The organism is Alkalihalophilus lindianensis (genome assembly GCF_032843265.1).
GTDB lineage: Bacteria > Bacillota > Bacilli > Bacillales > Bacillaceae_D > Alkalihalophilus > Alkalihalophilus lindianensis.
Map to the genome: position 1 here is coordinate 1 of NZ_JAWJBA010001116.1, position 231 is coordinate 231.

Consider the following 231-nt stretch of genomic DNA (forward strand, 5'->3'; position numbering starts at 1 on the left):
TATTGCCCTCGGAAGGGTCCATGTACGTGGCAAAGAGTTTATTCTAAAAATTTTAAACAATCAAGAACTAATTGTTGAGTATCAGCTATTTAAAGCAAATCCTCGATACCAATTTTACGCAAAAACATTGACTGATTGTGAACTGCTTATCATCAAAAGGGAACAGTTTGAAGACTTTGTTTTGACAGATGCTGAAGCGATGAATGCCCTTGTTTCCTGGCTAAGCACAAG

Annotated in this window: 1 protein-coding gene; it reads left to right on the top strand. The window is 37.2% G+C overall.

All coding sequences use genetic code 11. The features are described 5' to 3' along the window. Positions 1 to 231: cyclic nucleotide-binding domain-containing protein (locus tag RYX56_RS25565; protein ID WP_317124546.1), on the top strand; the 231-nt coding region annotated here is incomplete at both ends.